The following is a 22,474-nucleotide window of genomic DNA, read 5'->3' on the forward strand; positions in this document are numbered from 1 at the left end:
CGCGTGCACCTTCCTTCTTCCACCTTATGGATAACCAACAGGTGTGATGTTTTTTTAAAATATATAGTAGTGGTCAATACTTTTGAGTATAATGAGGAATAAAATAAATAGAAGAGAAACAAGAGGTGTGTACATATTGCAACGTGTCATGTCTGTGCTGCAAAGCGTTAGTGACTATCCAGGGATACGTCGTGCTCTGTTTATTATACTGTTTATATGCTTTGGCGCCACTGTGTGGAATATTTCTACTGTTGAGAATTGGATCATCTTCAATTGGCTATTTCTAGGGCTTTTGTTACTGGATTTCAATAAAGATCAAAAGGACGTACCCTGGCTCTCTTTTCTTCCGAAAGGCGTCTTTTTGTTGTTCATATTATATTATATTTACCGAAATGCGCCACATATCTGGTATGTGCTTGCCTCCTATGAAAAGGACCATATTAACCATTGGTTTAACTGGAATAACCTGTTCCGTAATATTCCGTTTAATGATGCCGCTATCTTCCGCCTCTACCAGCCGGAATGGTTTACCATTTTCTTACGCTGGGTGTATGGATATGGCTTCTCACTCGCACTCTGGGTAGCTGTTATTCGCAGCTTTTTGGCACGAGATGCGGCTAAAATGCTACGTTATGTCCTGTCCAGTCACACATTTCAGCTTCCAATTATTGTACCATTTTATGCCACTGTCCTGCTACAGGAAGTATGGTACGTGCTCGGCCATCCTGACGGCATGGCACGCAATTTTACACCCGAGCAGGCAGCAGTATGGTCATTGAATTGCTTTCCTAGCATGCATACGTCTGTTTCCTTCGCAATTTTACTGCTTGCACTACGGGAAAAGGGAAAAATTTTCCGCCGTATCATGGTTACGTATTGTTCATTGGTTATTTTCTCGACAATGTACCTGGAAATCCACTGGATTATCGATGTTATCGCTGGTATGGCGCTGGGATATGCAACCGTTAAGCTTGTAGATAAGCTATATGAAAAGCTGGAGAAGATGATGGCAAAAAAACAGCTTCAAGCACAAGCCCGCGCCTCAAAATAATAAAAAGCCTGCAATCTTCAAAAGGTTGCAGGCTTTTTGATGTCAGTTCACTTTTATGAATCAGAAAGTAGAACATCTGCGGATACGCTTCCCGCTTTGCGATTATTTATATCGGCTCCAAAATCGCAACAACAAACGGAAGGGCCAGGGAATCCACCAGCCGGCGCGTTCAGACTGCTTTAAAAAATTGACAAAAGCCGCCCCCACTCTCCGCTGCTCCTTCAATTTTTCCTCATCTCCTCGAACAGTGAACCTGTATCCATCTTTTAGGCCTTCCACCTTGAACTCGAAACGGCCACGTCTTTCCGTTGCCTGTTTGTATACTTTTTCCTCTCCATTTTCTTGATTCATCTTCCCTCACCTCTGTTCCATGTTTTTCCTTCCTGCTCTTTCAGCAATTTGCCCGCTTTGCGGTACGATAGAAACCATTGCTGCAATGCGAGCGCTGTTACCCCCAGACTGACATATGTCTCCAACGGATGACCCGTTATCCATAAAACTAGTGCACCACCCCATCCCGCCAGCGTAAAGGCAAGTGTGGCAAGCTGCTTGTTGCGATAATGCACAAGCCATTGCTTCGTTTCGCTTATACGTCGTTCCCTATATTCTTTTTCAACAGACATATCGATGAAACGGTTTACCTGGCGGGGCAAAGTCGCCATTTCCCGGGCAGCGTCCCGCAGCAATTGAACAGCCAACCGACGATTGTTCTGCTTGTTCTCCTGCTGATTCAACCATTCCGAGACAACGGGCCGTCCCACTTCAAGAAAGTCTACATCCGGCTTAATGGTCGTCACCACACCAACAACCGTACTGACTGCACGCCCGAGAAAAGCATATTCGGCTGGAAGCTGAATCGGTTGTGCCCGCACAAAGTCCTGAATTTGCAATTGTATTTCTTCAAGCATTTCATCATCAAGCGCTTCAAAGGCCCGATTTAAATACATCTCCAATCCAACTTGTAACGCTATTTTAACCTGCTCTCGATCGGCCTGTGGCGTCAAAAAACAAAGAGCATCCAATGCTTGCACCATTAAATCATAGTCTTTCAGTACAACCGCCTGAATGAGCGTCTGAATATGACGGCGTGCTGCCTGTTTAATTTCTCCAACCATACCGAAATCCAATAACACAATAGTTCCGCTGGAACGAATAAAAATATTTCCCGGGTGCAAATCCGCATGAAAAAATCCATGGAGAAGTACCTGCTGCAAAAACAAGTTGGTTAGCCGTTGCACTAAAACATCGCGATCGATATGATGAGCCTCCAAAAAGCTATGATCGGTTACTTTGGCACCTTCTATCCATTCCATGACCAGAATCCGGCGCGTCATCCACTCCTCATAATACCGTGGCACTTCTACTGTTGTGCTACCTTCATACATCTGGGCAAAGCGTTTAGCATGCGCGTATTCCTTGCGAAAATCCAGTTCACGTGAAATCGTACGTTCCAGTTCACGATATAAGGCATCTAAATCCATCGTTTTACCGAAGCGGGTAAAGCGCTTGGCAAGCCGCACAACGACACGTGTCGCCGCAAAATCAGCATCAATGATTTTTTCAATGCCCTTACGCTGTACCTTCAGTGCAATTTTTTCGCCGTTTTTCAAATACCCTTTATACACCTCACCGATAGAGGCAGAAGCGATAGGTTCTTTTGACAGCGAAACAAAAACATTTTCAACAGGCTGGTTCAATTCTTGTTCAATAATGGCCTTGCTCTTCTCCCAGGGGACGGAAGGAACACGATCTGTCAAATCTGACAGTTCAGATGTAAACGCACGCGGCATAATATCCGCACGCGTGCTGAGAAACTGGCCCATCTTAATTAAAAGCCCACCTAGCTTCAACGCCGTATGCTTATATTCTCGGGCCTGTTTTTCGACAAGAGCTTCCCACTGTTCCTGAACATCTGTTCTGCTGGCACCTCGATGTGTACGATGAAACCACCAGACCTGAAGGAAAAAGCGTACCGTCATGGAAACAATAGCAAAGATGCGATAATAACGGTTATGAATCATACTCCATCTCCTGTTTTTATCATATACTTACATTATATATACCAACATATATACTTTTCCACGCTTCACAGTCCATTATATCAACGAAATGACAACAAAAAAGAACCGCATAGACTTTTCTACACGGTTCTTCATACAAATTGCAGAATAGGTTTACTTTTCAATGATGTCTTTTTCCATTGGAAGAAGCTTTTCGGCAATAGCCTGAATATCTTCATCTGTTACATTGAATTCCTTCAATGCCGCAACCAGATGATTTACAATGGCCATAAAATCCTCATGCTTAATATTCATACCTTCGTGCGCTTTTGTCATAGCTTTTCCCGTATATTTATGCGGACCGCCGACCGCAAAAGAGATGAACATCGTTTGGTGCCGACGCTGTTTTTCCATGTCAGTATTTTTGAAGAAATGATTTACCGTATCGTCTGCCAAAATTCGATCATAGAACACATCCACTACCTTAGCGATGCCTTCCTGTTCACCCAAACGTTCGTATAAACTTTGCTGTGTTGTGTTCATATATATTCTCTCCTTTTTTGTTTCGGTTTTCTTCACATACCTAGTATAAACTGAAAGGAAAGTTAGAGATATGACATTTATCACTGACAATAACTTTTTTATATAGTATACCCTAATAACTATTACATTTAAAAAATAAAAACAGGGTGAAGATTAATATCCTTCTCCCTGTTTTGTATTTCTTTACTGTCTTTTTATTTTTGAAATAGCGCTTGCAGATTGTCTGTATACGGTGCGCGTACAATTCCTTTTTCCGTAATAATCGCCGTTACATATTCATGTGGTGTTACATCAAATGCCGGGTTGTATACTTTAATGTCGGCTGGAGCCACTTGACGGCCCAGCCCCCGAATAATCTCATCTGCTTCCCGTTCTTCAATCGGAATTTCCTTCCCGGTAGGTGTCTTTATATCAATGGAGGACAATGGAGCTGCGACATAGAACGGAATATTGTGAGCGCGTGCCAGTACAGCTAGCCCGTATGTGCCGATTTTATTGGCGACGTCACCGTTGGCCGCAACGCGATCCGTACCGACAATGACTGCTTGCACCCAACCGTTTGACATAACTTTTGCAGCCATGTTATCGCAAATAAGCGTTACATCAATACCTGCCTGCTGCAATTCATATGCGGTAAGGCGGGCTCCCTGTAGAACCGGCCGCGTCTCATCGGCGAACACTTTAATATTCCAGCCTTTCTCGTGCGCCAAATACATCGGGGCTGTTGCTGTGCCGTATTTGGCAGTAGCGAGTCCGCCTGCATTGCAATGTGTCAGCAAACCTATGCCATCCGAGAACAAAGTCAACGCATGCTCTCCAATTGCGCGACATACAGCCTCGTCCTCCGCTTGAATATCTTGCGCTTCACTCAATAATATCTGCTTTATCCCTGTCATGGATTCACCTTGCACGGCAGCAGCTTTTGCTCGACGCACCATCCGATCCAGCGCCCAGAATAAGTTTACCGCTGTCGGGCGCGAAGTTGCCAGATAATCTGCCTGCTTTTGCACTTCGACCAACAGTTCATCTACTGTAGCGGCCGCAAAATCACGTATTGCGACATACACGCCATAGGCAGCGGTTATGCCGATAGCTGGCGCTCCCCGGACCTTCAATCGTTCAATCGCATCCCATACTTGTTGTACATCCTGCAGGATTAGGAACTCGGTCTGCTCCGGTAACCTGGTCTGATCAAGAAGAATAAGCTCATCATTATCCCAGCGTACGGATTGAAGTGGTTCATACGTTTTCGTCACTTTTTCTCCCCCTTATTATGACGTTGTTGAATAATCTTCTTACCCGGATGCGCTCCTTGAAGTCCGTAAAACGAACGGGCTTCCACCAGTTTATCCACCTGTTCATCCGGCAGTTCGCGCACACTTCCCAGCATGCGTGCCGTAAACAAAATCTTGGCACACATCTCTACTGACTCCATCTTAAATAGCGCTTCTGTCAAGGTCCGTCCCATCGTCACAGCACCATGATTAGCCAACAGAATCGCATCATGCTCTTCATAAAAAGGACGCAACGCCTCCGGCAATTCATCCGTTCCTGGGGTGCCGTATGGCGCAAGTGGAATCGTTCCCATCGCAACGATCAATTCTGGCATGGCCAGCTGATCAAGCGGAATCCCCGCCACTGCAAAACCTGTCGCAGTCGGAGGATGGGCATGTACAATCGCCTGAACATCCGGCCGATGCTTATAAATATCAAAATGCATAGCTCCTTCTGTAGATGGACGTCCTGCTCCGTCAACAACTTGTCCTGAAGCGAGATGTATGAGCAGCATAGAATCAGCTTCCATAAAACCTTTACTAACTCCACTTGGCGTAATCATTACGTGTTCTTCATCGACACGTGCACTAATGTTGCCATCATTTGCAGCAACGAAGCCGCTCTGGTATATACGCCTCCCCACTTCTACAATCTCATGGGCCAAGGTAATTTTGTTCATAAATCGTTCCCCCTCCAAACGGACATGCACAAATTTGTAAAACAGGGAATAAATTCGATGATATTGGGTAAACTAATAAAAGAGGTAAGTGAAAAATTCACCTATCTGAAAAAGTACGCTACTAATATACTTCCTACAGTTTACTCATTGAGTATACGTTGATATAATCCAAACTGCAAGAAAGGAGCGGGAACAATGGAGCAATCTGAATGGAGTGAGTGGGAGTTTCCGAGCGTATATGAGATTACCCGATTAATTACCGAAGCCAAAGAACAAGCTTAATCTTCTCAATGATAGAGGCTGTCCCCAAAAGCAGAATTTTGGAGACAGCCTCTTACTTGATGGCTATAGAGATAGCCCCTTATTCTTCCTGTTTCTCATCCTTTGCTTCAAAACAAGGAAAACACAAAAGATTACCTGCTTCTAGTACAACCCCGCCAATAAACCCATCATGACAGTATACTTGCGCTCCACATTCCATACATGTTCCAACGTATTCGCGCATCGTAATCTCACTCCTCGTTATAACGCAAATTTCTCACCTTGACGGACAATAGAATCAGCCAATCCATGCAATTCATCCGCACTGTTTGCAATATTCTGCAAAGCCATAGCCTGCTGTTCACTTGCACTGGCTAATTGAGCCGTTGATTCTGCCATCTCCCTAGAAGACAGGCTAATATCTTCAATATAGTGTAGCAATTGCATTTTTTGTGTGTTCATCTTTTCCACCAGTTCACCGGTTTTCTCTGTAAACGCTTCTATCAATAGCATCCCTGCTTGCGTAGCATCGAATACCTGCCGCGTACTAAGCTGTTCTTTCTTCTGCTGTTCGAATTGGCTCTCGGCCGCCTGTACTGAATTGACCGCATCCGTTACTTGTTTCTTCATCTCTTCGATGAAATGCTGAATTTCAAGCGCAGAATGCTGGGATTGTTCCGCCAGCTTACGTACTTCTTCCGCTACCACACTGAATCCTTTTCCTGCTTCGCCTGCACGTGCTGCCTCGATGGATGCGTTTAATGCCAGCAGATTGGTCTGCTCAGCAATTCCGCTAATAACGCTAGTAATTTTCTCTATATTACGCGACTTACAAGCCAATTCCTCTACTACGTCTTCAATTGTTTGGAACAAGGCATAGCTTCTATCTGTGGCTGCAGCCAGATTGCCGAGTGCCTGTACCCCCCGTTTTGTAATCTCTCCCTGCTCCTTGACCTTCTCATCCGTCTGTTCTGTCTGAACTGTAATCTCATCCATATCCTGCTGCCATTCTTGCATCAGTGTAGCAAATTGACGACTGATATCTTTCTGATCGGCTGCGTGACGTGCAATCGAATCGATGCTGACAGCCGTTTCCTGACTTTGCGATGAGAAATGCTGAAACACTGTTGTTAAATTAGTCGAGGATTGATTCACCACCTGTGCATCTTGATTCAACGACTCAATGATGCTTCGCAGCGCTCGGCGTACATCATCAAATGCTGCAGCCAGACGTCCAAGCTCGTCGCCGGAATACCTCCCGCTTTCCCCTCGCAAGTCACCTTGCTTTAATCGTTCAGCAAGCTGCAATAACAGCTGGATCGAATTCTGAATTCCCCGATTAATATAGAGCATAAAAAGGACAGTAAAAAGAACAATGAGACCCGTTACCACGGGCGGCAGCCACTTCATCACCATGATAGCCGCTTTCTCCCTGTTTTCCGCTGCCTCGTAACTGTTCTGTGCAGTTTTTTGAATAGAGCTGGCAAGTGGCCCCATCTTATTAGCTGCATCATGGTACATTGCAATCATAACTTTCTCATTTTCCACTGTATAAACCAGCTTCTCATACGCTTGCTCGTACTGCTCTATCTGTGGGGCAAGCTCAGGTGCCGCTTGCTTCATCTCTGCCAGCGCTGCTTTCATTTGCACCGTATTCTTCTCTTCCTGTTGATACAAATAATCGCTCTCTAGTTTCTTTATGGCCAACAAAGGACGTACTGCCGGCTGGTTCTTTGTCTGAATGATTTTTCTTCGATTTGCATAAGCAGCGTCTGATAGACGGGTTTATTTTTTGTCTCCCCGACTTTCCCTAGGCTCTCCTCAATTTGATAGACACCGCTAAAAAAACTTTTGTACGTTTCTATTAATGCTAGAACTTCTTTCAACACTTTTTGTTCGTCTGGGCTTTTCGCCTCTTTCTGTATGTTCACAAGCGTTTGGCGTGCTTTGTCTACTTGCTCCATGACTTTATCTGCTTTTTTACTGTCAGGAGCTAACAATGTCTCAGAGGCACTGCGCTGCGCTTCCGCCATTTCCAGCACGACTGTTTGCGTCATTCTGATTTTCTGACTAGCATGGTCCTTTTCCGCCGAAGCGGACAACAACTGACTTTTTGACCATTCATTGAGTAGGAGCAACAACGCAAACCCGCACACCACTACAAACAAAACGGAGAACAGCTTTCGTTTCACAGACCAATTATTCATTCTGTACATTCCTTTCTCCTAACAAACATCTCCCTAAGGCCTATATCAACCAGTTCGACGAATAAGAATATTTTCCTGCTCTCTTCGTTTTCGTTTTCATTTTTGTCAAATTGGGGTACTTCATACATAACAATAACCGATAGGGGGAACTACTGATGAGCAACAACACAAGCAATACATCCGCTAATAGCTACAACCGGTGTGAGGACGCTTCCGTCGAACGTGTCGAACGCACCGGGATGGCAGAAGATGCACGTAGTACAGATTGGACACAGGCAGAAAAACGAACAGTAAAAAAATCAATGAACAAGCTTATCTGGGGAACTGTAGCCGGTGGAGTACTTGGTGCCACAGCGATTATTCTTGCAGACAAAACAACACGCGAAGATGTTTTCCGAAGTACGGCAAAGGCTAAAGACAAAACAATAGAATTCATGTCTTCCAATCGTGTAATGGAAATAGTGGAAGATGCGAAAGAAAGCATGCGCAATGCAACATCAGAAACTTCAGATGAAGGGCGAAACTGCATCCACTACGACAATTAATTATATGGACGATAACATCACTTCTGATCGTTATACAAATTAAATGAATAGGGTAACACAACACCTGTTGATTATCTATAAGGTGGAAGAAAGAAGGTGCACGCGTCGGCGTGTTCCCTCGTCTTTCTCACGAGGAAGAGACACGGCCGCTTTGTGGCGCCAGGGCCGGACCGGCAAAACATCTGGGTATTACGGGGCGGGAGACGAACCGACGCCCGTTTGGGGCACGGTGTGATGACGATCCTCTCTGGATCATATTGGATAATCAACACCCTTGGGGTAACACATCAAAAATGGAGTAGCGTGCCGCTACTCCATTTTCATTACCATTGCTTCTCCTTCAACAACTACCTTTTGTTGTTGATTCACGAGATTGGTACGCAATTTAATAAGTTTCTTATCGTCTCTTTTTTCTACCACTTCAGCGATTGCAGTAATCGTATCCCCGATTTTGACCGGAGCTTTAAATTTTAGGTTTTGTGACAGATAAATTGTATTGGTACCAGGTAATTGAGTACCTAATACAGTGGATATGAAGCTGGCAGTCAACATTCCATGGGCAATTCTTTCTTTAAAAAACGTCTTCTTCGCAAACTCATTATCCAGATGAATCGGATTAACATCACCGGTAAGCTGAGCGAATGCCACAATATCCTCATCCGTAATCGTTTTTACTACCTCAGCGGTATCTCCAACATGAATATCAGCGTACGAGCGCTCAACTACGTGCTTGGATTTTTCATATATATCCATTTCTATATTCCTCTTTCTTTTTTAACTTGATTTCTTGACATTTTTCGACAAAATAAGCAAGGAAAAGCCCCCTGGCTATCAGGGGGAGGTGTTTACTTTAACAAGCTTATCGTGTTATTCTTATTCGCTTCAAAAGAATCAACTACGCCTTTCTGTGTTGCTTTTACCTGTTGCAAAAAATTATCCATCAGCGATTGTACTTCTTCCCGAGTTCTTTGCTGCTGGGCAATTACGTTTTTAAGAGACGCTTCAAGCTGCTCTTGGGACTTATTAACTACATTCATATTAGCTTTACCCGGTGTCCACGTTAGTTGTTGAATCCGTGCCGCAATCTCTTCAAGGCGTTGAGTCCATTCTTCGAAGGTCTTGCTTATTTGCTCGCCGCCAATATTTTTTACGTTGTTTTGATAATTAACTTTAATGTCTTCGAGGAATTTTTTCATCTCCTCTTCCATTTTATCCATATTTTCTGTTGTTTTAGCCCAGATTTCTTTTTGGCGTTCAAGAGTCTGTAACGTCAAATTCTCCATTTCACGCTGATAGGCGTACATCATCTTAACACCGTTCATCCAGCCGTCCCACACAGCATCGATTACGCTTGAAGCCGCACTCCCCTGGCTTTGCGCCTGCACAATCGTCGACTCTTTTTCGTTTTTCTTGTTAATAGCCATCTGCTCAATTCCTCCTTATAAACATGTGTAAAAGAAAAATGTTTATGGTAAGTGCAGCATGCTGCAGTACCGCCATAAAAGGCTACTTTTCTTCTTTTTTTTCCTTGTCCGTCCGGTACATATCCATTGACGAAGGCATAAAAAATCCCGTATACATCGTGAAGAATCTATCCAGCATCGATTGGTATTGCTCAAGCGAGGAAGCCCATGACTTCAAATACTGTTCCCCGGCGTCCGTAAGCGAATAAATCCGTTTGGCAGGTCCGCCGGTTGAAGTATCCCACTCTGATTTCACCATATTATCTTTTTCTAGCTGTCGAAGCGTTCGATATACGTTTCCCTGATCGATAGAGGGAAATCCGAATTTAATAAGTTGCTGTATTAGCTCATACCCATGGACATTCCAGCCTCGCAAACTCAGAAGCAAAAAAGGAACCATTAAATTTTTGGGCGCTCCGCCTATCGTTTTTTCGTCTTTTGATTGAGCGCCTGAGCGAGAATTTTCTTCACTCGCAGACATGTGCATCACCTACAAATCTGTAAATATCTCTTATGTGTAATTTACACCTATAAAATCTTTTTGTCAAACCTTTCCTCTTAAAATTTTTCCAAATCATTTTTCTGACCGTAATCCCTTCTTATGCATTCTGTCAATAGTTGGCAGGCAATAAAATACCTATCTTCACTTAAACTTCATAAAACCTTAAAAAAAATGACGTAATTTATCGAATCTTTTTATTTGAGTTCCTTTGTTTTGTTGACTATACTTTTACATGAACTACCTTTTACATACATAATTTTCTCCCAGGCCCATATATTGGTGAGGTGGAAAAAAACAAAAAAGGAGATGAACCAGTGAGTAAGCAAAATCCGTTCGACCCTTTTTCAATGTGGAAAGACGTATACGACAAAACCGAGTCCCACTGGAGTAAAATGTTTAATGAATCGATGAGCAAAGAGGATTTTTCGGCGTGGATGGGACAATTTCTAAATGTATATTTGCAGTATCAGAGCATGATACAGCAATCGACAGAGAAGTATCTGGCCCAGGCAAACATGCCTTCCCGCACCGATCTTTCCAATCTGGCCTCTCTGCTCGTCAACCTTGAGGCTAAAGTCGATAATCTGGAAGAAATGATCGAAGAAGATCTTTCTCATCAGATTAACAGTCTAAATGTCAGCCGCGAAGTCAACAAACTAAAATCCGATATGAAAAATCTTGATAAAAAACTTGATCAAATCTTGGATGTACTAAAAAAACAGGCAGAAACGAAAGAAGCATCCGTCAAAGAGGTAGCTGCTGCCAAGGAGAACGAACAAAGCAAAGAAACAGAGCAAAAAGACGCATAAGCTTGTTTATCCGTGCTATTACAAGAGATTTCTAGGTATGATTTCGATTCATCATTTTCTTGATAAAAATTGATGTCAGCTAAGGGGTGTTATTGTTTATGGTGAATGTAAACGGTAGAGTAGCGATTGTAACAGGCGGGTCTCGTGGAATTGGCGCAGCAATTGCAAAGGAACTGGCAGCAAACGGTGTAAAAGTGGCCATCAACTATAACAGCAACAGCGAAGCCGCAGATGCTGTCGTTCAAGAAATTGAACAAGCGGGTGGCGAAGCATTTGCAGCACAGGCAGACGTATCCGATCCGGCGCAGGCACGCGTGCTGGTAGAAGAAACCATCAATAAATATGGCAAACTGGATATCCTAGTAAACAATGCCGGCATTACCCGTGATCGCACTTTCCGCAAAATCACCGAGGAAGATTGGACAAATGTTATTGATGTCAACTTAAACAGTGTCTATAACATGTCAACAGCAGCACTTTCCCACATTCAATCATCGGACGCAGGGCGCATCATCAACATCTCCTCTATCATCGGTCAAGCGGGCGGCTTCGGACAAACGAATTACGCTGCAGCTAAGGCCGGTATGATCGGCTTCACCAAATCCCTCGCGCTCGAACTTGCAAAGACAGGGACAACCGTGAATGCAATCTGCCCCGGATTTATCGATACAGAAATGGTGCAGGCGATTCCAGATGAGATTCGTGCTCAAATCGTAGCAAAAGTCCCTGCACGTCGCTTCGGGCTTCCAGAGGAAGTTGCACGTGGTGTTCTCTACTTGTGCCAGGACGGCGAATATATTACAGGGCAACAATTAAATATAAACGGCGGGCTTTATATGTAAATACATATGAACAACGTATTTACGAAATATTTTATGTGTATCACTCTGCTCTATATAAATTACACTTGATATTTTGACAAAGTAGCGTGGTTGGAAGTAGGAGATTCGTAAAAGAGAAGAGGTTGGATGCGCCCTGCGCTCCGGCTCCCGCCCACCGCCCTTCCTTTCTTCTTACCTCCCACCACAAAAATGTGTCGATTTATCAAATCTGATGTATATAGTTGTATAAAGAGAACATTTATTTATGTTGGAGGGGAAATTGATTATGTCAGCTCCAGTGACCAAAAGTTTGGAAGATTTGCTTGACTCTATGCCCCAAGAAATGCAGCGCACATACCGACGCTTCAAAAAGGCTTCAGAAGTATTAACTACGGAAGCGGAACCGGAAGTCGGCTTGACGCCGAAAGAAGTAATCTGGACAAAAAATAAAACAAAGCTGTACCGTTATCAGCCAGCACTGCCGAAAAAACATCGTATTCCATTGCTAATGGTATATGCCCTCATTAATAAGCCTTATATTCTCGATCTTGCCCCTGGTAATAGCCTTATCGAATACCTGGTGAATCGCGGATTTGATGTATATTTGCTCGATTGGGGTACACCTGCACTCGAAGATCGGCATATGAAGCTTGACGACTATATTATGGACTATATTCCACGTGCTGTACGCAAAGTGCTCAGAACCTCGGGGGCTGAAGAAATCTCTCTGCTTGGCTACTGCATGGGGGGTACAATGACTTCCATTTTCGCCGCGCTGCATCCGCAGTTGCCGATTCGTAACATTATTTTCATGACGAGCCCGTTTGATTTTGCCGATGCTGGCCTGTTCACAAACTGGCTCGACGAGAAATATTTTAATTTGGATAAGATGGTTGATACAATGGGAGTCGTTCCGCCAGAAATGATCGATTTCGGCAATAAAATGCTGAAACCGATTGTCAACTTCTACGGTCCTTATATAAATCTTGTAGATCGGGCGGAGAACGAAAACTTTGTAAACGGATGGAAGCTGATGCAGAAATGGGTCAATGACGGCATCCCATTCCCTGGTGAGGCATTCCGACAATGGATTCGTGAATTCTATCAGCACAACAAACTGCTCAAGGGTGAACTATATATTCGAGGACGACAAGTTGACTTGAGCAATATTAAAGCCAATGTATTGAACATCGCCGCTGAGCGAGATCATATTGCGATTCCGCATCAAGTAGAAGCCCTGATGCCGATTATCTCCAGCAAGGATAAAACTTATATGGAGATGCCAACCGGACATGTATCGGTATGCTTTGGCCGCCAGGCGATTAACAAAACATATCCTTCCGTAGGCGATTGGCTGGAGCAGCGTTCAAAATAATCGTATAGATATAAATAAAAATAGAGCGGCATCCCGCTCTATTTTTATTTATCCAATCTTGTTTCTTCCTTCAATTTAGAAGAAATCCTGATGCTCCGGTTCTTCAGCCACCGGATCAATCCAGATACTCTCCACTGCAGCAACGGCCTCATCCACGAGTCGTTCCACATCTAACACTTGTTCAAATTTTTCTGCTACTTCAGGCTTTGGACGTGTGACTGGTGATTTCGGAACAAATACCGTACAGCAATCCTCATACGGAAGAATGGATGTTTCATACGTCTCAATTTGCCTAGAAATCGTCATAATCTCTTCTTTATCCATCGCTACCACCGGTCGCAGAACAGGTGTATTGATCACATGATTGATAGTATACATGCTTTCCATTGTCTGTGAAGCGACCTGACCCAGGCTTTCCCCTGTAGCAATCGCAAGCGCACCGTGCTTTTGTGCCAAACGTTCTGTAATCCGCATCATAAAGCGGCGCATAATCGTAATCGTATAATGCTCCGGACAATGCTGTCGTATCTGAGTCTGAATCTCTGTAAAAGGCACGATATGCAATTTCATTCCACCGCTGTACTGTGTCAGAATACGCGCCAAATCGATAACCTTCTGCTTGGCCCGCTCTGAAGTAAATGGATAACTATGAAAATGTACACCTTCAATGCGAACACCACGCTTCATTGTCATCCATCCAGCGACAGGACTATCAATCCCTCCTGAGAGCATAAGCATCGCTTTACCGCTGCTTCCAGTTGGAAGCCCTCCCATACCGCGAACGGTACGACACGAAATAAAGACACCTTCAACACGAATTTCTACTCTGACTTCCACATCGGGTTTGTGAACATCGACTTTTAGATCGTCTGTATTACGTAGTATATATCCCCCTATAAGATGGTTCATCTCTTGTGAACGATGTGGAAACTGCTTATTGGGCCGCTTTACAATTGCCTTGAATGTACGTGGTGCCGGCTCTACGTCTAACACGGCTTCAAGGGCCGCGTGCTGAATTGCTTCCAGGTCAAACGTCTGTAAGAAACGCGTTGGACTGAATGAATGGATACCAAACACCTTTTTTAGCTTAGCTTCTACCTGCTCATACGGTTCTCCGTTTAATACAAGATACATCCTACCGTATACACGCTCTACCTGCACCTTCGGATGTGCTTTTAAGCTTTTTTTGATATTGCGGACAAGCTGCGACTCGAATTCTCCTCGATTACGCTTCTTAAGCGCTAACTCACCATAACGAATTAAAATATGCTCATACTGCATAATGTTTACACCCTCATTATCTTCACTAGATTTGGCACAATTTCTTCGATCGCACGCACAAACGCATCGACCTCTTCTTCCGAATTATCAGCAGAAAAACTGACGCGCAATGCGCTTTTGGCTCGTTCTTCCTCCACTCCCGCGGCCAGCAGCACACGGGACGGCTTATCCGTCTTAGATGAACAGGCGGAACGGGTTGAGACGTATATATCTTTCTTCTCAAGCGCGTGCACGACCACTTCTGCTTTCACCCCAGGAAACGAGAAATTAACGATGTGTGGCGCCGCGCACTCGTCATCTTTACTAGGGCCATTCAGCTTGCAGTATGCAAGCGGCGATAATGCATCTATTAAACGATTCCGCAACCTTTTCATGTGTGAACGGCTCGCCTCCAGGCTGTCCCGCTGTATGCGCATCGCCTTGGCCATAGCGACGAAGCCAGGTACGTTTTCTGTTCCGGAACGGTAGCCGGACTCCTGTCCTCCACCTATAATAAGTGGAGCTAACATTACACCACGACGGACATATAGAAGTCCGCAGCCACGCAATCCATGAAACTTATGTGCAGATAGAGATAGTAAATCCACGCCCCATTTACCTGGAAGGAGCGGTAGCTTACCGAATCCCTGTACGGCATCAACATGAAAGTACACTTTCGGATAATCAGCAAGCAGACGACCAATCTCTTCAATCGGTTGTACAGTTCCCAGCTCGCTGTTAACATACATAACTGATACAAGGATTGTATCATCGCGTAGAGCACGTTGAACATCCTCAACACGTACCCGGCCTTTCTCATCAGTCGGCAGATACGAAACCGAATATCCCTGCTCTTCCAATTGTCTGCATGTTTCATAGACAGATGCATGCTCTACACTGCTCGTAATAATATGTTTTCCACGCGACAGATGCTGCTGTGCCACACCTTTTAGAGCGGCATTATTACTCTCGGTACCGCCGGACGTAAATACGATTTCACTTGATCGTACTCCAAGGCAATCAGCCGCAACTTTATGCGCCTGTTCGAGCAGCTGAGCCGCTCTTCCTCCTAGATGGTGAAGCGAAGAGGGATTGCCAAAATACTGAGCCGCCACGTCACCAAACGTCTTCAGCACATCAGGATACGGACGCGTCGTTGCACTATTGTCAAAATAAATCATGCTTTTCCCTTCTTTACCCTACAAATTCTTTACCATAGTATTACCCGTACAAGTAGAAAAAAGTTCAAATTTTATCATAGCATATTTGTTTTCATTTCGAAAATAGTAATCTTTCGTGAACAAATTATAACATTCTAAAATTTCCTTCTACTTGAAAACGATTACATTCGAAAACCCTATTTACAAATAAAATAGGGCCTGTTATTATAGTTTTCAATAAATTAAAAATACGTCGACAACTAAGCAAATTGTATAGAACAATGAGCGTTCAAAGTCGAATGTTAATTTTTCAGAATATTAAAACAAAAGGAGAGATTAACATGACTGTGACAGTAAAGGTAGAGAAACTTCAAAAGATGGAGGCAGAAATCGCCAGGCTACAGCGTGAATTGTATGCCCTGCAAGCAAAGTCAACACAGGGCTTTGAACATCTTGATACGGATATCTTCTTGACTGAGGTATATAACGGATAAATATACGAATAAAAATAAAGAGAATAAGATGGAGAGATAAAAGGCCGACACTTCTGCAAATGCAAGAGTGCCGGCTTTTTGTTTATGTCATGCTACCCAAAAATCGTTTTGCTTTTTCGCCGAAAAAGGACGAACGAAGAAGCACATGATTTTTTCCTAATTTTCCTATCCCGCAAGCGGAATTTGTGGCATTTGAACGGACGTATAAACCATAAGAAGCCCTAGCGTAATTGCAAGTCCGAAATATGCCAGGCCATACACCCAACGGGTACGTGGCGATACCTCATAGTACTTGTCGTCTCGAATCATCCCTTGTTCTTCTTCATACGGCTCCACTTTCATTTCTACGGACATCTTCACTTGTTCTCCGACAACTTCCGTCATGACAAGCTGTACATCATGCACAAGTCCGCTAGTGTAGTTAAATGTTTTTGTCTCTTCAATTCCGGGATAGCCAATTATTAGCATATCCTGCTTTTTCTCTACGTCACCAACATGCATAAACGGCAAAGCACGACGATGTTCCGTGGCCGGAATAAATAATCCTTTCTCCTCGAATGATCGCACAGGTACCCATAATAAAGCATGCTCCATCTTCAAGCGAGAACCATCTTTATCCTTCTTCTTTTTCCGAACATATTTACTGTATAATTCCCATGCGAATATGCCCCAGAAAATGAGAAAAATAATCGCTTTAAGATATACAATAACGACTAAGCCGCCGATTAAACCAACCAACCATAACCAACGGGAGATGGCGGTAACGATGCGGCCTCCATCCAATGGATGAATCGGCAGCAGATTAATTAAATTAAGAAAAAAACCAATCATAGCGATAGCATACAGTACCGGATAACCAGTCATAATGCCGAGCAACAGCACTACAACCGCTCCCAGCGTACCCAACAGCGGTCCTCCCAATGCCACATAGGCTTCTGTTTCCGCATCTTTCGGCTGTTTTTTCATCATAATCAATGCGCCAAGAAACGGAAGAAAGGCTGGAGCGGAAACGGGAAGGTTTTTGCGCTTCGCGGCCCACACATGCCCCATCTCATGGATGAATAGCATCATAACAAGACCAAGCGCGAATGTCCATGGATATATCAACATATATGCCCCTATCGATAATACCATTGTCCAAATGGTCGCACCGAATTTTCCCATTTTCAATAAGGGAAGCAGAAATTTCAGCTTACCGCCGAAGAGAGCGAGAAATCCTAGCAATCCTCCGGCCGCGCCCCAGCCGCGTTTTTTCTTCTTTATTTCAGCCAACGGTTGTTGCCTCCTTATTTGTAATATCTTTACTTTATGCTTATACGGGAAAGCTTGAAGGAAGTTTCAATATTTCTATTGTATGGTTTGCCACAACAGCACAGCTACAATTCCACCCAATACGACAATCATAACATTAAAGTGGGGCAGACTATGGAAGAGCGCAACCGGTTCTCATCTATCCTTCCCTAGCCATAGAAAAAAGCCGGATGCTTATCCGGCTTTCGCGGCCAAAATGAGGGGTACAGCAAGGCCGCTCAATTAATAGAAAGGACGCAGCAGCAAGGTGAGAATCACCGCAACGGTGGACAGCCCCATCGCCCATCGCCCGGCCTTCGAACCCCGTGCAGCTGCAATATATCCGGCAATAAAACCGGAGATACCAAGCACGATTGGCATCATAAAAAAAGCCAGGATAGCCATTATTAGCCCAAGGATGCCGAGCCCTATTCCGCCCTCTTTCTTCCGCTCGTTCGCCTCCTGATACTCCTGCTTGTTCCGTCGTTTTTGAATAATATACCGACGCAGTGGAGTCTGTGCATGTGCTTCGCTTGCAAATTCTTCCCGAAACGGAAATGGAATGACTTTGCCTGATTGCTTTGGCTTTTTCATACCGGTTCATCCCTCATCTCCGTAAAAGTATGGTTCGGGTTATCCTCTGTTCTTCGATTTGAACGTATGACAGCATGTCTGACCCGAATTGGAAGCCTGTTCTTGGCGATCAGAAGAGATGCCAATTTCTCCGATTTCTTCTTTATAATTAGTATTGGCATGCTGATCCACATCAACCATGATTACTTGTGCGCTACAGTTATTTCCCACTGCATAGTATACACAGTTCGATACACTGCATTTTACACCTTGCGGCACAAAAAAGCCCCCCCTTTGATTTGCTTAAGAAGGGCCGCTGTATAAAAGCAGCCCGCCCTTCCCTGCTATATAGGGTCTACGCTGCTGCTTGCACGTATTCGTCTATTTTTTTTCCAAACGACTCGCACGTGTTACCGTTGCTGTTCCAAATATTCAAGCGCAATGCCAGCCAATAACTTACTACCAACAGGGAGCATCTTCTCGTCAATCGTAAAGCGAGGGTGGTGATGACTGTAGATTGCTTGTTCATTACGAATGCCAAGGAAGAAATATGCACCCGGCACACGTTGCAAATAATAGGAGAAATCTTCTCCTGCCATGCTCGGCACAGCCGGTCTTACATTCTCTTTACCCAAAACCTTACATCCTACTTGTTCCACAATCGAATTCATACGTGAATCATTGACAACAGAAGGGTCTCCTTTTACATATTCGAACGTGGACACGGCTCCAAATGATGCGCACACTCCATTTGCCAAACGCTCAATAAGCGGGGGAACCTCATCCTGTACATCCGGATGAAAATAGCGGACCGTGCCCTGCAACTGTGCTGTGTCAGGGATAATATTGTATGTATCACCCGAGTAGATTTGCCCTACACTGATGACTGCCGGATATAACGGATTAAGCGAACGACTCACTACTGTTTGCAATTGCGTTACAAGATGGGATGCGATAACGATCGGATCGATAGTGAGATGCGGCATTGAACCGTGCCCGCCTCTCCCCTGAATCTTAATAGTAAAAGAATCGGAACCAGCCATAATCGGACCGGCGCAAGTCTCTAAAAGCCCACTATCTACATTCTGCCACAGATGCAGGCCAAAAATGGCATCCACATCGTCGAGCGCGCCAGCTTCCACCAGTTCATTTGCTCCGCCCGGTACAACTTCTTCGGCATGTTGAAAAATCAGTTTAATTTTGCCGGAAAAAGGCATGTTTGCACTTACAAGCGCCCGAGCCGCCCCGAGTAAAATTGCCGTATGACCATCATGTCCGCAAGCATGCATAACGCCTGGATTTTGTGAAGCAAAAGGTAATTCAGTCTCTTCCTGAATCGGCAGCGCATCAATATCGGCACGCAACGCAACCGTTTTACCCGCTTCAGTTCCTTCTATATAGGCTACAACATCTTTTCCAGTATAAGAGCGGGTGGCAAGCCCCATATTTTCCAACTGTTCTCGAATATAGCCTACAGTCTTCATCTCATGATGTGACAATTCCGGATTTTGATGAAGATGGCGACGTGCTTCCACTATCCATCCTGTATATTCGTCCACGAGCGGGTTTATCCTTGCTTGCTTGTCCGCATGATTATGCGCATGGTTTACGAGCTTGCTATCCATGTAAAATCCCCTCCGCTTCCTTCTTGTTATTATATATAGTAGAAGATGGAGAGGATTTTGAAAAGACAAAATTATAATGTAAGTCCGCCATCCACCGACAAAACGGCTCCATTAATATAAGAAGACTGCGGGGAAGCGAGGAACACATAGGCTCGTGCGATGTCTTCCGCTTCACCTATACGTAGAACCGGAACTTTTTGGCGCATCATTTCCAAAATTTTTTCCGGCACAGCATCTAGCATGGGTGTGCGGATGAAGCCAGGTGCTACTGCATTCACCGTAATACCTTTTGCGCCAAGTTCCTTAGCCCACGTTTTCGTCAAGCCAATAACCCCGGCTTTGGCAGCGGCGTAATTCGTTTGACCGATGTTACCATAGAGCCCGACTACTGAGGATGTATTGATGATGCGTCCGTATCCGTTTTCCAGCATAAGAGGGATCGCTGCTTTCGTACATACATATACACCGGTCAAGTTAATAGCAATAACTTGATCCCATTTTTCTTTTCCCATCTTATGCAACATGCCGTCACGGGTAATGCCGGCGTTATTGATAAGGATATCAAGCCGTCCGATCTTCTGCCTAATCCCTTCTATTAGTGTCTGTACAGATGCTTCATCAGCTACATTCACCTGAATGAAATCCGCTTTTCCACCGTTTTCTCGCAATTCAGTGACCGTCTGTATACCCTTTTCTTCATTCACATCGGCAACAATTACATGGACGCCTCTTTCGCAGAACAGTTGTGCTGCTTTTCTCCCTAAACCGCTCGCTCCACCAGTAATCAGCGCGCTCTGCTTCTCGAATTCCATCCAAACCCCTCCTGAAGATGGCTTTCTACAGTTTATTCGCCTATAGGCGAAATGTGACACGTATTGTCAAATGCACAATAAAGTATTTTTTCACTTAGCAGAGAGCAGGGATTGGGCTTATTCTGTCAAACCTAATGAACAGGAGGTGAATGGATGAAAAAGCTTCAAGATAAAATTATTGCTATTACTGGTGCTTCCAGCGGAATCGGAAAATCGTGTGCCCTGCTTGCAGCAAAGCTCGGAGCTACCCCTATACTATTGGCCCGTTCTGAAGATTCACTGCGTGCAATTGTGGAGGAGATTAAACATAAAACGTCAAATATAGGCTTTCATTCATTAGATGTAACAAACATGGAACAAATTGATGACGTTGTGGCAAATATTCATGCCCAATACGGACGGATTGATATGTGGATTAACAATGCAGGCTACGGAATATTTTCATCATTTACCGATACGACACTGGAAGATATACAAGGAATGATGAATGTAAATTACCTTGGCACCGTTCGTTGCACAAGAGCCGTATTACCCTATATGCTGAAACAAAAAAGTGGACATATCGTTAACGTCGCTTCGGTTGCCGGCAAGCTGGCTACTCCGAAATCAAGCGGCTACTCCGCCAGTAAATTTGCCGTTATCGGCTTCACACAAAGTTTGCGTCAGGAATTGAAAGGCAGCGGCGTATCCGTCTCGTCTGTAAATCCTGGACCTGTATGTACTCCCTTCTTTGATCACGCCGATCCTGCGGGCGACTACCGACGCAGCGTAGAAAAATTCATGGTAACACCGGAATCTGTAGCACAGGCAATTCTGCACACTATCCATACCCGACAAGGAGACATCACCATTCCCCGCTATATGCAGATTGGGGTCGTTTTGTCTCACCTGTTTCCACGCTTTTTCGAACGGCTTATCGCTCCACTTTTAAACAAAAAATAATGAACGCTTTCTGGGTGTTTTCTCCTTTCTGATTATCCATAATGAAAATGGACATAATGAAAATACAGGTCTAGAAAGGAGATGAAGAAAGCATGGATCGCTTAGCTCTCATTCTTGTTATCGTCGGGGCCATCAACTGGCTACTGGTAGGCTTGTTTCAATGGGACCTTGTAGCAGCGTTGTTTAACGGTGAAAGCTCGTTCTTAAGCCGTATTGTATATTCTCTCATCGGCTTAGCGGGACTATACTCCATCAGTTTGTTGTTCCGTGAACGCCGAACGGCTTCCTGAACCAATACAAGAAAATAAACAGTCCTTAACAAAAAAGCACCGAATCGAACTTCATTCGGTGCTTTTCCTTATAATTTCTTTCCATATAGGCTTATTGAGTTCGTTTCGCAGTTCGTCTATGGTTTTATCCAGCTTCATTTCCCGCTTCTTATTATCCAAGTCCTGCATCTTATCCGGGTATTTATCCACGTGCGAATCACTCCTTGGCACTAGTATACCCGGATATTATGAATTTGAAACCAAAAAGTAAAGTGCTTAGCAGGTTTTATATACGATGAGAATACAACTAACCAGCTCGCTATAAATATTATATTTTATGTCGACAAGCTGAGCCTCCTCCAATCCGGCCAAAAACTCGTTTATCCGCCGCTCTGCATCTCCGCCACGCGCATACATAAACTCTTTGACCTGAATCATTCGGCTTTATCCCCTTTTCTTTTTATATTATGCATACACCAAACAAGTCAGACTTATAAATTTATGTGTAGCCCACCCTA

At 44.3% G+C, this 22,474-nt stretch carries 28 protein-coding genes; 8 read left to right on the top strand and 20 right to left on the bottom strand.

Annotated elements, in window-relative coordinates:
* The first annotated feature begins 136 nt into the window (after positions 1-136).
* Entirely contained in the window at positions 137-1,051 is a 915-nt protein-coding gene (locus HMPREF0083_RS05385; protein WP_051354544.1) for a phosphatase PAP2 family protein, read from the top strand.
* A gap of 102 nt (positions 1,052-1,153) precedes the next feature.
* Here the strand turns inward: HMPREF0083_RS05385 and HMPREF0083_RS05390 are convergent, their stop codons facing one another.
* The 8 genes from HMPREF0083_RS05390 to HMPREF0083_RS05420 all read right to left on the bottom strand — a co-directional run bounded on the left by HMPREF0083_RS05390 (position 1,154) and on the right by HMPREF0083_RS05420 (position 8,025).
* Positions 1,154-1,402 (bottom strand): hypothetical protein, encoded by a 249-nt coding sequence (locus tag HMPREF0083_RS05390; protein ID WP_021620105.1) that lies wholly within the window; start codon positions 1,400-1,402, stop codon positions 1,154-1,156.
* Positions 1,399-3,072, bottom strand: coding sequence for an ABC1 kinase family protein (locus HMPREF0083_RS05395; protein WP_051354545.1), 1,674 nt, complete (start codon positions 3,070-3,072; stop codon positions 1,399-1,401). The genes HMPREF0083_RS05390 and HMPREF0083_RS05395 overlap by 4 nt, the downstream gene beginning before the upstream one ends.
* A gap of 153 nt (positions 3,073-3,225) precedes the next feature.
* On the bottom strand, positions 3,226-3,594 hold the full coding sequence (locus HMPREF0083_RS05400; protein ID WP_040301588.1) for a group I truncated hemoglobin: 369 nt from the start codon (positions 3,592-3,594) through the stop codon (positions 3,226-3,228).
* 194 nt (positions 3,595-3,788) lie between these two features.
* Positions 3,789-4,850, bottom strand: coding sequence for an S-methyl-5-thioribose-1-phosphate isomerase (gene mtnA, locus HMPREF0083_RS05405; protein WP_021620108.1), 1,062 nt, complete (start codon positions 4,848-4,850; stop codon positions 3,789-3,791).
* A complete protein-coding gene (locus tag HMPREF0083_RS05410) occupies positions 4,847-5,548 on the bottom strand; it encodes a class II aldolase/adducin family protein (RefSeq protein ID WP_021620109.1) in 702 nt (233 codons plus the stop codon). The genes mtnA and HMPREF0083_RS05410 overlap by 4 nt, the downstream gene beginning before the upstream one ends.
* A gap of 361 nt (positions 5,549-5,909) precedes the next feature.
* Positions 5,910-6,053: a hypothetical protein gene (locus HMPREF0083_RS28660; RefSeq protein WP_167331542.1), complete on the bottom strand. Its 144-nt coding sequence runs from the start codon at positions 6,051-6,053 to the stop codon at positions 5,910-5,912.
* Positions 6,054-6,070: 17 nt separating this feature from the next.
* Positions 6,071-7,519: a methyl-accepting chemotaxis protein gene (locus tag HMPREF0083_RS05415; protein WP_148315877.1), complete on the bottom strand. Its 1,449-nt coding sequence runs from the start codon at positions 7,517-7,519 to the stop codon at positions 6,071-6,073.
* Positions 7,507-8,025: a CHASE3 domain-containing protein gene (locus HMPREF0083_RS05420; protein ID WP_040301590.1), complete on the bottom strand. Its 519-nt coding sequence runs from the start codon at positions 8,023-8,025 to the stop codon at positions 7,507-7,509. The genes HMPREF0083_RS05415 and HMPREF0083_RS05420 overlap by 13 nt, the downstream gene beginning before the upstream one ends.
* A 146-nt stretch (positions 8,026-8,171) precedes the next feature.
* Between HMPREF0083_RS05420 and HMPREF0083_RS05425 the strand changes: the two genes are divergently transcribed.
* Positions 8,172-8,561 (top strand): YtxH domain-containing protein, encoded by a 390-nt coding sequence (locus HMPREF0083_RS05425; RefSeq protein WP_021620114.1) that lies wholly within the window; start codon positions 8,172-8,174, stop codon positions 8,559-8,561.
* Positions 8,562-8,870: 309 nt separating this feature from the next.
* Here HMPREF0083_RS05425 and HMPREF0083_RS05430 read toward each other — a convergent pair whose 3' ends face one another.
* The 3 genes from HMPREF0083_RS05430 to phaQ form a co-directional block, all read right to left on the bottom strand.
* Entirely contained in the window at positions 8,871-9,314 is a 444-nt protein-coding gene (locus HMPREF0083_RS05430; RefSeq protein WP_021620116.1) for a MaoC family dehydratase, read from the bottom strand.
* A 92-nt stretch (positions 9,315-9,406) separates the two neighbouring features.
* On the bottom strand, positions 9,407-9,985 hold the full coding sequence (gene phaP, locus HMPREF0083_RS05435; protein ID WP_021620117.1) for a polyhydroxyalkanoic acid inclusion protein PhaP: 579 nt from the start codon (positions 9,983-9,985) through the stop codon (positions 9,407-9,409).
* Positions 9,986-10,067: 82 nt separating this feature from the next.
* On the bottom strand, positions 10,068-10,505 hold the full coding sequence (gene phaQ / locus HMPREF0083_RS05440; protein ID WP_040301592.1) for a poly-beta-hydroxybutyrate-responsive repressor: 438 nt from the start codon (positions 10,503-10,505) through the stop codon (positions 10,068-10,070).
* A 335-nt stretch (positions 10,506-10,840) separates the two neighbouring features.
* Here phaQ and phaR point away from each other — a divergent pair, with 335 nt between their 5' ends.
* The 3 genes from phaR to phaC all read left to right on the top strand — a co-directional run bounded on the left by phaR (position 10,841) and on the right by phaC (position 13,531).
* On the top strand, positions 10,841-11,335 hold the full coding sequence (gene phaR, locus HMPREF0083_RS05445) for a polyhydroxyalkanoic acid synthase subunit PhaR (RefSeq protein WP_051354546.1): 495 nt from the start codon (positions 10,841-10,843) through the stop codon (positions 11,333-11,335).
* A 98-nt stretch (positions 11,336-11,433) separates the two neighbouring features.
* Positions 11,434-12,177 carry a 3-oxoacyl-ACP reductase gene (locus tag HMPREF0083_RS05450; RefSeq protein WP_021620120.1) on the top strand — a complete coding sequence of 248 codons (744 nt, stop codon included), beginning with the start codon at positions 11,434-11,436 and terminating at the stop codon, positions 12,175-12,177.
* Between the two features lie 310 nt (positions 12,178-12,487).
* Positions 12,488-13,531 (top strand): class III poly(R)-hydroxyalkanoic acid synthase subunit PhaC, encoded by a 1,044-nt coding sequence (phaC, locus tag HMPREF0083_RS05455; RefSeq protein WP_370952495.1) that lies wholly within the window; start codon positions 12,488-12,490, stop codon positions 13,529-13,531.
* 75 nt (positions 13,532-13,606) lie between these two features.
* Here the strand turns inward: phaC and thiI are convergent, their stop codons facing one another.
* Positions 13,607-14,812: a tRNA uracil 4-sulfurtransferase ThiI gene (gene thiI / locus HMPREF0083_RS05460; RefSeq protein WP_021620123.1), complete on the bottom strand. Its 1,206-nt coding sequence runs from the start codon at positions 14,810-14,812 to the stop codon at positions 13,607-13,609.
* A 5-nt stretch (positions 14,813-14,817) separates the two neighbouring features.
* A complete protein-coding gene (locus HMPREF0083_RS05465) occupies positions 14,818-15,972 on the bottom strand; it encodes a cysteine desulfurase family protein (protein WP_021620124.1) in 1,155 nt (384 codons plus the stop codon).
* Between the two features lie 320 nt (positions 15,973-16,292).
* On the opposite strand from HMPREF0083_RS05465, the gene HMPREF0083_RS27890 reads away from it, so the two are divergent.
* Positions 16,293-16,445, top strand: a complete 153-nt coding sequence (locus tag HMPREF0083_RS27890) for a hypothetical protein (protein WP_155847224.1) — start codon at positions 16,293-16,295, stop codon at positions 16,443-16,445.
* A gap of 165 nt (positions 16,446-16,610) precedes the next feature.
* Here HMPREF0083_RS27890 and HMPREF0083_RS05470 read toward each other — a convergent pair whose 3' ends face one another.
* From HMPREF0083_RS05470 to fabG, 5 genes are all read right to left on the bottom strand, one after another.
* Complete coding sequence (locus tag HMPREF0083_RS05470) at positions 16,611-17,717, bottom strand: site-2 protease family protein (protein WP_021620126.1); 1,107 nt, start codon at positions 17,715-17,717, stop codon at positions 16,611-16,613.
* A gap of 261 nt (positions 17,718-17,978) precedes the next feature.
* Positions 17,979-18,329, bottom strand: a complete 351-nt coding sequence (locus HMPREF0083_RS26200; RefSeq protein ID WP_021620128.1) for a hypothetical protein — start codon at positions 18,327-18,329, stop codon at positions 17,979-17,981.
* Between the two features lie 39 nt (positions 18,330-18,368).
* Entirely contained in the window at positions 18,369-18,587 is a 219-nt protein-coding gene (locus tag HMPREF0083_RS05480) for a DUF1540 domain-containing protein (protein ID WP_040301594.1), read from the bottom strand.
* 131 nt (positions 18,588-18,718) lie between these two features.
* The gene (locus tag HMPREF0083_RS05485) at positions 18,719-19,933 is read right to left on the bottom strand and encodes a M20 metallopeptidase family protein (RefSeq protein WP_021620130.1); all 1,215 of its coding nucleotides are present in this window, start codon (positions 19,931-19,933) and stop codon (positions 18,719-18,721) included.
* Positions 19,934-20,004: 71 nt separating this feature from the next.
* On the bottom strand, positions 20,005-20,745 hold the full coding sequence (fabG, locus tag HMPREF0083_RS05490) for a 3-oxoacyl-ACP reductase FabG (protein ID WP_021620131.1): 741 nt from the start codon (positions 20,743-20,745) through the stop codon (positions 20,005-20,007).
* A gap of 153 nt (positions 20,746-20,898) precedes the next feature.
* Between fabG and HMPREF0083_RS05495 the strand changes: the two genes are divergently transcribed.
* Both HMPREF0083_RS05495 and HMPREF0083_RS05500 read left to right on the top strand, forming a co-directional pair.
* Positions 20,899-21,687, top strand: a complete 789-nt coding sequence (locus HMPREF0083_RS05495) for an SDR family oxidoreductase (protein WP_021620132.1) — start codon at positions 20,899-20,901, stop codon at positions 21,685-21,687.
* Positions 21,688-21,779: 92 nt separating this feature from the next.
* Positions 21,780-21,977 (top strand): DUF378 domain-containing protein, encoded by a 198-nt coding sequence (locus HMPREF0083_RS05500; RefSeq protein WP_021620133.1) that lies wholly within the window; start codon positions 21,780-21,782, stop codon positions 21,975-21,977.
* A gap of 51 nt (positions 21,978-22,028) precedes the next feature.
* Here the strand turns inward: HMPREF0083_RS05500 and HMPREF0083_RS27895 are convergent, their stop codons facing one another.
* Entirely contained in the window at positions 22,029-22,166 is a 138-nt protein-coding gene (locus HMPREF0083_RS27895; RefSeq protein ID WP_021620134.1) for a hypothetical protein, read from the bottom strand.
* 66 nt (positions 22,167-22,232) lie between these two features.
* Positions 22,233-22,394 (bottom strand): sporulation protein Cse60, encoded by a 162-nt coding sequence (locus tag HMPREF0083_RS27020; protein WP_021620135.1) that lies wholly within the window; start codon positions 22,392-22,394, stop codon positions 22,233-22,235.
* Between the last annotated feature and the right edge of the window lie 80 nt (positions 22,395-22,474).

This window comes from Aneurinibacillus aneurinilyticus ATCC 12856, assembly GCF_000466385.1.
In the GTDB taxonomy this organism is placed as follows: Bacteria; Bacillota; Bacilli; order Aneurinibacillales; family Aneurinibacillaceae; genus Aneurinibacillus; species Aneurinibacillus aneurinilyticus.

Excerpts from the sequence above, each read along its gene's own strand:
- HMPREF0083_RS05390 (WP_021620105.1), bottom strand. The coding sequence starts at position 1,402 with ATGAATCAAGAAAATGGAGAGGAAAAAGTATACAAACAGGCAACGGAA.
- HMPREF0083_RS05395 (WP_051354545.1), bottom strand. The coding sequence starts at position 3,072 with ATGATTCATAACCGTTATTATCGCATCTTTGCTATTGTTTCCATGACG.
- HMPREF0083_RS05400 (WP_040301588.1), bottom strand. The coding sequence starts at position 3,594 with ATGAACACAACACAGCAAAGTTTATACGAACGTTTGGGTGAACAGGAA.
- HMPREF0083_RS05410 (WP_021620109.1), bottom strand. The coding sequence starts at position 5,548 with ATGAACAAAATTACCTTGGCCCATGAGATTGTAGAAGTGGGGAGGCGT.
- HMPREF0083_RS28660 (WP_167331542.1), bottom strand. The coding sequence starts at position 6,053 with ATGCGCGAATACGTTGGAACATGTATGGAATGTGGAGCGCAAGTATAC.
- HMPREF0083_RS05420 (WP_040301590.1), bottom strand. The coding sequence starts at position 8,025 with ATGTACAGAATGAATAATTGGTCTGTGAAACGAAAGCTGTTCTCCGTT.
- HMPREF0083_RS05425 (WP_021620114.1), top strand. The coding sequence starts at position 8,172 with ATGAGCAACAACACAAGCAATACATCCGCTAATAGCTACAACCGGTGT.
- HMPREF0083_RS05430 (WP_021620116.1), bottom strand. The coding sequence starts at position 9,314 with ATGGATATATATGAAAAATCCAAGCACGTAGTTGAGCGCTCGTACGCT.
- phaP (WP_021620117.1), bottom strand. The coding sequence starts at position 9,985 with ATGGCTATTAACAAGAAAAACGAAAAAGAGTCGACGATTGTGCAGGCG.
- phaQ (WP_040301592.1), bottom strand. The coding sequence starts at position 10,505 with ATGTCTGCGAGTGAAGAAAATTCTCGCTCAGGCGCTCAATCAAAAGAC.
- HMPREF0083_RS05450 (WP_021620120.1), top strand. The coding sequence starts at position 11,434 with ATGGTGAATGTAAACGGTAGAGTAGCGATTGTAACAGGCGGGTCTCGT.
- phaC (WP_370952495.1), top strand. The coding sequence starts at position 12,488 with ATGCCCCAAGAAATGCAGCGCACATACCGACGCTTCAAAAAGGCTTCA.
- thiI (WP_021620123.1), bottom strand. The coding sequence starts at position 14,812 with ATGCAGTATGAGCATATTTTAATTCGTTATGGTGAGTTAGCGCTTAAG.
- HMPREF0083_RS05465 (WP_021620124.1), bottom strand. The coding sequence starts at position 15,972 with ATGATTTATTTTGACAATAGTGCAACGACGCGTCCGTATCCTGATGTG.
- HMPREF0083_RS27890 (WP_155847224.1), top strand. The coding sequence starts at position 16,293 with ATGACTGTGACAGTAAAGGTAGAGAAACTTCAAAAGATGGAGGCAGAA.
- HMPREF0083_RS26200 (WP_021620128.1), bottom strand. The coding sequence starts at position 18,329 with ATGAAAAAGCCAAAGCAATCAGGCAAAGTCATTCCATTTCCGTTTCGG.
- HMPREF0083_RS05485 (WP_021620130.1), bottom strand. The coding sequence starts at position 19,933 with ATGGATAGCAAGCTCGTAAACCATGCGCATAATCATGCGGACAAGCAA.
- fabG (WP_021620131.1), bottom strand. The coding sequence starts at position 20,745 with ATGGAATTCGAGAAGCAGAGCGCGCTGATTACTGGTGGAGCGAGCGGT.
- HMPREF0083_RS05495 (WP_021620132.1), top strand. The coding sequence starts at position 20,899 with ATGAAAAAGCTTCAAGATAAAATTATTGCTATTACTGGTGCTTCCAGC.
- HMPREF0083_RS05500 (WP_021620133.1), top strand. The coding sequence starts at position 21,780 with ATGGATCGCTTAGCTCTCATTCTTGTTATCGTCGGGGCCATCAACTGG.
- HMPREF0083_RS27020 (WP_021620135.1), bottom strand. The coding sequence starts at position 22,394 with ATGATTCAGGTCAAAGAGTTTATGTATGCGCGTGGCGGAGATGCAGAG.